The sequence below is a fragment of the Flavobacterium sp. RSSB_23 genome (assembly GCF_051547145.1).
Classification (GTDB): Bacteria; Bacteroidota; Bacteroidia; order Flavobacteriales; family Flavobacteriaceae; genus Flavobacterium.
This window is the reverse complement of record NZ_JBPTTO010000075.1, coordinates 1-217: the sequence shown is the minus strand read 5'-3', so window position 1 is coordinate 217 and position 217 is coordinate 1. Positions and strand designations below refer to the sequence as shown.

Below are 217 nucleotides of genomic sequence, written 5' to 3'. Positions count from 1 at the left end.
AATAATGCTATAGTAACTGGCGGTCCTATTGCAACTCTTGCTGTAGGTGCAACTGATAGCACTACATTCTCAGCTTCACATACCATTACTCAAGATGATATCAACGCAGGATTTGTTTACAACTTGGCTTTGGCTACTGCTAAAGATCCAAACGACAAACCGGTAACTGATACTTCTTCTGACCCTACTCCTTGCACTACTTGTCCTAAAAATCCAG

1 protein-coding gene is annotated in these 217 nt (G+C 41.5%); it reads left to right on the top strand.

The features are described from left to right. The coding region (locus tag ACSVH9_RS16440; RefSeq protein ID WP_438064648.1) for a DUF7507 domain-containing protein at positions 1 to 217 on the top strand (217 nt) is incomplete at both ends.